6 protein-coding genes and 1 pseudogene are annotated in these 6,570 nt (G+C 59.3%); 6 read left to right on the top strand and 1 reads right to left on the bottom strand.

Translation table 11 applies throughout. The features are described from left to right. The 3 genes and pseudogenes from F2P67_RS27870 to F2P67_RS27865 all read left to right on the top strand — a co-directional run. A pseudogene (locus F2P67_RS27870) lies at nucleotides 1–374 on the top strand (hypothetical protein); the annotation flags it as partial. Between the two features lie 102 nt (nucleotides 375–476). Next, complete coding sequence (locus tag F2P67_RS25595; RefSeq protein ID WP_166225456.1) at nucleotides 477–806, top strand: hypothetical protein; 330 nt, start codon at nucleotides 477–479, stop codon at nucleotides 804–806. A gap of 148 nt (nucleotides 807–954) precedes the next feature. Then, on the top strand, nucleotides 955–1,641 hold the full coding sequence (locus F2P67_RS27865; protein WP_246226555.1) for a lipid-binding SYLF domain-containing protein: 687 nt from the start codon (nucleotides 955–957) through the stop codon (nucleotides 1,639–1,641). Between the two features lie 12 nt (nucleotides 1,642–1,653). Here F2P67_RS27865 and rtcR read toward each other — a convergent pair whose 3' ends face one another. Next, on the bottom strand, nucleotides 1,654–3,255 hold the full coding sequence (rtcR, locus tag F2P67_RS25580) for an RNA repair transcriptional activator RtcR (protein ID WP_166225453.1): 1,602 nt from the start codon (nucleotides 3,253–3,255) through the stop codon (nucleotides 1,654–1,656). Nucleotides 3,256–3,500: 245 nt separating this feature from the next. Here rtcR and F2P67_RS25575 point away from each other — a divergent pair, with 245 nt between their 5' ends. Genes F2P67_RS25575 through rtcA form a run of 3 tightly spaced genes read left to right on the top strand, consistent with a single transcriptional unit; the run spans nucleotide 3,501 to nucleotide 6,564 of the window. Continuing rightward, complete coding sequence (locus F2P67_RS25575) at nucleotides 3,501–4,727, top strand: RtcB family protein (protein WP_166225450.1); 1,227 nt, start codon at nucleotides 3,501–3,503, stop codon at nucleotides 4,725–4,727. Between the two features lie 14 nt (nucleotides 4,728–4,741). After that, nucleotides 4,742–5,530, top strand: a complete 789-nt coding sequence (locus F2P67_RS25570; RefSeq protein WP_166225448.1) for a nucleotidyltransferase domain-containing protein — start codon at nucleotides 4,742–4,744, stop codon at nucleotides 5,528–5,530. 8 nt (nucleotides 5,531–5,538) lie between these two features. Continuing rightward, entirely contained in the window at nucleotides 5,539–6,564 is a 1,026-nt protein-coding gene (rtcA, locus tag F2P67_RS25565; protein ID WP_166225445.1) for an RNA 3'-terminal phosphate cyclase, read from the top strand. Nucleotides 6,565–6,570: the final 6 nt, after the last annotated feature.

Raw genomic sequence — 6,570 nt, 5'->3', positions numbered from 1 at the left:
GAGGAACGCCGTTTCATGCGCGTTCCGCCAGACGAGTAGAAGGCGCCGCGATGGAGTTTGCATTCAACGACGAACAGGAAATGATCCGCGAATCCGCCGCAGGTTGTTTGGCTGATGTCTCGGATTCAGCCGCGGTACGAGCGGCGATGGCCAGTGAGCGCGGCTTTGACGAGGCGCTCTGGCGGCGCATCTGTGGGGAAATGTACTGTCCAACGGCACGGCGTTCTGGTGCCAGGGGTATTCGGAGCCTGGAACAGGTTCGGATCTGGACAACGTCAAGACCCGCGCCGTGCTCGATCAAGCCCCACTTTGCCGCGAAAGTCCAGCGGATCCAGCATGTAAAAGCCTCGTGCGGCGAAGGTGTATGGCAGTAGAAAAAAACTTCGCAGAAAACCGCCAGAGGCGGCAAATTGCTGGCCCCCGCACGCGGTTTTCATCGGCAAACTCACCTTTTTTCAGAAGGTTAGGTTGGCTTTATGCGGACGATTGTCATCACCGTTGCAACGCTTTCCCTGGCTGTCCTTGCCTCGGGAGTCGAGGCGAAAGAGTTGAGTAAAAGTCATCGATTTGCCTGTGCCTGGGGTTCGGATATCGCCGCCGGCGCGCAGCAATCGAAGCTGTCCGGCGTCTCGCTGTATGGCGCACGCAAGCAGCTGCAGGTACGAAAATTCCAGCAGCCGTGGATGCGCATGACCGCGATGGGCATTACCGAGCAGACCTACAACAGCACCTCGAAGCTCAAACCGGCGGCCGTCAAGCAGACGTATTACGAGCAATGCGTCAGACACGAGCTGGCGCAGCGTTGAAGCTCTAAAATCAAAGCCCGGCCTTGACCAGTCGGGCTTCTTTCAGCACCGGTGAATGAGTGCCGTGGATGGTAAGGCAGTGTGACTGTACTTTTTACTCTGCCGGGTAGAGGCTATGACTCTTTGAGTGTTGTGAGCAACGCTGTGCATGGAAGATGAAAAGGTAGCGCGGTTACAGTGGCTGGATGAATCTGCCGACGACCACGGCTGGAATAATCGTGAAGAGATAAGTGCAAGCGATAGATGCATTTGCAGTGCCTGCGGGCAGTGGTCTATGCCAACGCAAATTATCCGATGGTACGAAGAGCGGCACGCGTGCTGCCCACATTGTGGTTTGACCGGTGTTGTCCTGGGTTCCCGCTCTGGGTTACCGCTGGAGGAATATGAACACTGTCGCATTCCCGATACAGCGCACTTTCCGGCTAGTCAGGCTCTGAGCAACACGTATTGCATGGAGAAAGAGAGCGTTGTCCTGATGCTGCTGAAACGCTATCGATATTGGATACTGGCTTTGATGATCGCTGCGTCACTTGTAAACGTCATTCTGCTTTTGAAGGGTGGACACGGTCAGGTCTGGACAACGGTGATCGCCCAGGCATGGTTTGGGCAGGCGGTTTTCGCTTATCTTCGAGGAGGTTGGGTAGCCATCGGGCCGGGCGGATTACCCAGTGATGCGAACCCTGTTGGCAGAGCGGTGTTGGCTGCAGTCGCGTTCGGCCTTTATCTGTTGATGTTCAGTTACGAAGGTAAGGGGTACGACGATGGCATCCATGAAAGGCGTCCGTCAGACTGGACCATGCCTAACCGAGAAGAGATGCGGCAGTCGTCTGAATAACGCCTGATAAAATCACCGATCTTGCAACTGGCCCCATTCAATGCCGAATCGCCCGAGGTATTTTCTCAAGCGATCGGCATCATTGGGCTGCGCCTTGGCCTGTCGCGAGACGCCAAACAAGCGGCGGCCAGCGTCCGACAAACTGTCTGCCTGCCGGCAAACGTCGAGTACCGCTTTGAGTTGCAGGCGATCAAACAGGTCCATGCTCTCGCTGTCTCCCGGCAAGTCTTCGGCCAGGCCTCCCGGCTGTGCCAATCCCCACGCATAGCGCAGTCGATCAATTTCCTCCTGCACCTGGCTTTCGTCGATCCGGCCGCTGTCGGCCAGGGTTGCCATGCGCGTGATCGATGCAGACAACTCGCGAAAGTTGCCCAGCCACGTGGCTTCCCGCGAGCTGGCGAAGGCCAGGTAGCGGCGGCGCGCTTCCAGGTTGAAGCGTGCCAGTTGCCCGTGTTCCCGCGCGTGGCGTTCCAGTTCGAAATCGATGTTGGGTTCGATGTCCTCACGACGACCGGCCAGGCCCGGCAGATCGAACGTCCACAGGTTGATGCGCGCGTACAAATCTTCGCGAAACAGTCCCTCGGCGACTCGGCTGCGCAAGTCGCGGTGAGTGCCGGCGATGATCAGAAATTCGCTGTCGACTTCTTTGTCCGAACCCAACGGGAAGAAGCGCTTCTCTTCGATGGCCTTGAGCAACATGGCTTGTTCATCGGCGCCCAGTTCACCGATTTCATCAAGAAACAACATGCCGCCATGCGCCGCTCGCAACAGGCCGTCGCGGGCATTCTGCGCGCCGGTGAAGGCGCCTTTGACGTGGCCGAACAACGCTGACATCGCGCCGTCACCGCGCAGCGTCGCGCAGTTCACTTCGACAAAGCGGCCCTGCATCTGATGGCGGCTGCGCTTGAGCTCATAGATGCGTCGGGCGAGAAACGATTTGCCGGCGCCGGTCGGGCCGATCAACAACATCGGCGCCTTCGAGCGTACGGCCACGCGCTCGATCTGTTCGATGGAGCGGTTGAACGCGGCGTTGCGCGTGGCGATGCCGGACTTCAAAAACTCCAGACCCTCAAGGCGCTTGTTGGCAAAACGTGAGGCGATGCGGTCGTAGCGCGACAGGTCAAGGTCTATCAGCGCGTGGGTACCGGTTGCCTGCTCGTCTTCACTTTTGCGCCGCGCGGGGGAGGTCTGGATCAGGCGTGCCGGCAGGTAACGCGCTTCGGTCAGCAGAAACCAGCAAATCTGTGCGACGTGGGTGCCGGTAGTGATGTGTACCAGATAGTCCTCGCGCTCGGTGTCGAAGTGGTAGGCCGTGGTGAAGTCGTGCAGCGCGCCGTAGACCTCTTCGAAGTCCCAAGGGTTACGCAGTGCCATCGGGTGCAAGCGCACGTCGGTTTGCGGTGAGACCTGCTGGATGTCTGCGAGAACCCGCTCGGCGAGGCTGACGTCGCGGGCGTCGATGCCGTGAATCAGTTCGAGGCGGTTAATCAGCACGTCCGGTTGTTGGCACAGACCGACGCTGGGCCGCCAGTGGCTCCAGCGATTGGCGCCTTTGCCGACACGATCGAGGGTGGCGCCGATAAAACCGATGGCGACGGTGCGCTTGCTGGACATGTTTATCTCAACAGATAAAAGACGATAGGCAATGATAAGTAATTTTGGGGCGACCTGTCCTTGGCAAGATCGCAAGCAATCCAAATGAAAAATAAATGCCTTGTAAATCAATAAGATGCGAATAATTTGCATGAAAGATCACAAAATGGCACAGCGGCTGCAATATCTATCGCAACCAACAGAACAGCGCCACACTGTTTCACAGCAAACGCCGGATCATCGGCCAATGAATAAAGAATAGAAAAATGAGAGAACACACTTACCAATTGCTCGAAGTCGCCAACGGCAAGCCGATCAAACTCTGGACCGAAGGCGTTCCTGTAGAAAGCGAGGCCCGCGAGCAGTTGATGAACACGGCGAAGATGCCCTTCATCTTCAAGCATCTGGCGGTGATGCCGGATGTGCACCTGGGCAAGGGCTCGACCATCGGCAGCGTGATTCCAACGGTTGGCGCGATCATTCCGGCGGCGGTGGGCGTGGACATCGGATGCGGCATGATTGCCGCACGTACGTCGCTGACCGCGGCGGATCTGCCGGACAACCTGCTCGGTCTGCGCAGTGCCATCGAACAAGCGGTGCCGCATGGTCGCAGTTCGACCCGCTCGCGACGTGACAAAGGCGCGTGGGACGAGATCCCGCAGCAGGCCGATCAGGCATGGGCGGCGTTGCATCCGCGTTTCAAACTGATTACCGACAAGTACCCGAAACTGGCCAACACCAACAACCGCGCGCACCTCGGCACGCTGGGCAGCGGTAACCACTTCATCGAGGTGTGCCTGGATGAAGCCAACCGGGTCTGGTTCATGTTGCACAGCGGTTCCCGTGGCGTAGGTAACGCCATCGGCAACTTGTTTATTCAGATGGCGCAGGCCGATATGCGTCAGCACATCGCCAACCTGCCGGACCGTGATCTGGCTTACTTCGAAGAAGGCAGCCAGCACTTTGATGATTACGTGGAAGCGGTGGGCTGGGCGCAGGATTTTGCTAAACAGAACCGCGAAATGATGATGCGCGCCGTGATTCAGGCGACGCGGCAGATCATTCGCAAACCGTTCGAAGTGGCATTGGAAGCGGTGAACTGCCACCACAACTACGTGCAAAAGGAACGGCATTTCGGTGAGGAAGTCCTGGTGACCCGCAAAGGCGCGGTGTCGGCGAAGAAGGGCGAGCTGGGGATTATTCCGGGCTCGATGGGCGCCAAGAGTTTCATTGTGCGTGGGCTGGGCAACGAAGAGTCGTTCAGCTCCTGCAGCCACGGCGCCGGTCGCACCATGAGCCGGACCAAAGCGAAGAACACCTTCACCGTTGCCGATCAGATCCGCGCCACGGCCCACGTCGAGTGCCGCAAGGACGAAGCGGTCATCGATGAAATTCCGATGGCCTACAAGGACATCGACAACGTCATGCACGCCCAGCGCGAGCTGGTGGAAGTGCTGCACACCTTGCGTCAGGTGGTGTGCGTCAAAGGATAAAGGGAATAAAAATCATGGAATTCGAAGAACGTCACCCGCTGTGCAGCACGATGCGCGCACGGGTAATGGAAGAGCTGGCGCGCATAGAACGCGAGCGCAATGTCATGGTGCTTTACGCCTGTGAGTCCGGCAGTCGGGCCTGGGGTTTCGCCTCGACCGACAGCGATTACGACGTGCGGTTTGTCTATGTGGAAAAACCCGAGTGGTTCGTCCAGGTCGATGAGCCGCGCGACGTCATCGAGCGGCCGCTGGACGATGAGCTCGACGTCAGTGGCTGGGAGCTGCGCAAAACCCTCGGGTTGTTGCGCAAGTCCAACCCGACGTTGCTGGAGTGGCTGGATTCGCCGCTGGTGTATCGCAGCGAAACCGCAGCGGTGGCGCAACTGCGTGAACTGGCGGAAACGTTTTACAGTCCGCCCGCCGCACGTAACCACTACCTGTCGATGGCGAAGAAGAACTTTCGCGGTTACCTGCAAGGCGAATCCGTGCGCTTCAAAAAGTACTTCTACGTGCTGCGGCCCTTGCTGGCAGTGCGCTGGATCGATCAGGGCCGGGGCCGGCCGCCGATGACGTTCGCCGATCTGCTGACTACCGTCGATGATCCGGCGCTGCTCGCTGAAGTTGATGAACTGCTGGCCCTCAAACGCAACGCTGACGAGAGCGCCTACGGGCCACGGCGTTCGGCCTTGCACCGGTTTATCGCGGCCGAGCTTGAGCGCGCTGTACCAGCATTGAAACGAACTCAGGAAGACTCGCGACGGCTGGACCAGTACCTCAGGGACACCGTCGGTTTGTACGCATAAGGATTGCAATGGAACAGCAAGTGATTGAACTGGACGGTGCCATCGGCGGCGGCCAGGTGTTGCGCAGTGCCTTGAGCCTGTCGATGGTGACGGGCCGGGCGTTTCGCATTAAGCACATTCGCGCCAAACGCAGCCGTCCGGGATTGCTGCGTCAGCACCTGACAGCGGTGCTGGCGGCGGCTGAAGTGTGTGGCGCGAAAACCTGCGGCGCAACATTGGGTTCGCAGTCATTGAGTTTTGAGCCGGGAGTGATTCGCGGCGGCGATTACCAGTTCGACATCGGCACGGCCGGCAGTTGCACGCTGGTGTTGCAGACGCTGTTGCCGGCCTTGTTGCAGGCACCGCAAGCCAGTCGGGTGCGAATTTCCGGCGGGACGCACAATCCGCTGGCGCCGCCCACGGACTTCCTTTCGCGCAGTTGGTTGCCGCTGTTGCGGCGCATGGGTGGCAACGTCGAGCTGGAATTGCTGCGCCACGGCTTTGTACCGGCCGGAGGCGGAGAATTCGAGGCCAGCGTGCAACCCTCGACCCTGTCCCGACTGGATCTGTGTGAACGCGGCGCGACAGTGTCGCAACAGGCTCTGGCACTGGCGGCCGGGCTGGCGCCCACGGTTGCCCGGCGAGAGCTGGATCAAGTGGCCAGGCGTTTGCGAATGGCACCGGATGCGCTACACCACATCACCCTCGATCCGGCGCGCGGACCGGGCAATGTGCTGTTGCTGGAATACGTTTTCGAGCATGTCACCGAGGTGTTCAGCGCGTTTGGCCAGGTATCTTTACGCTCGGAGAGGGTGGCCGATGCCGCGATCAATCAAGCCGCCGACTGGTTGCGCAGCGGTGCGGCGGTGGCGGAACACCTGGCCGATCAGTTGCTGCTGCCGATGGCGCTGGCCGGTGGCGGATCGTTCACCACACCACGGATGACCGAGCATTTGCACAGCAACATTGCGGTCATCGAGCAGTTTTTGCCGATCCGCATCGAATGTCGGGAGGAGGGGGCCGAGTGTATGCGGGTCGAGCTCAGTGCACGCTGATGAACA

The sequence above is a fragment of the Pseudomonas atagonensis genome (assembly GCF_011369485.1).
Classification (GTDB): Bacteria; Pseudomonadota; Gammaproteobacteria; order Pseudomonadales; family Pseudomonadaceae; genus Aquipseudomonas; species Aquipseudomonas atagonensis.
The sequence above is the reverse complement of the archived record's forward strand: the minus strand, read 5'-3'. Positions and strand labels throughout refer to the sequence as shown.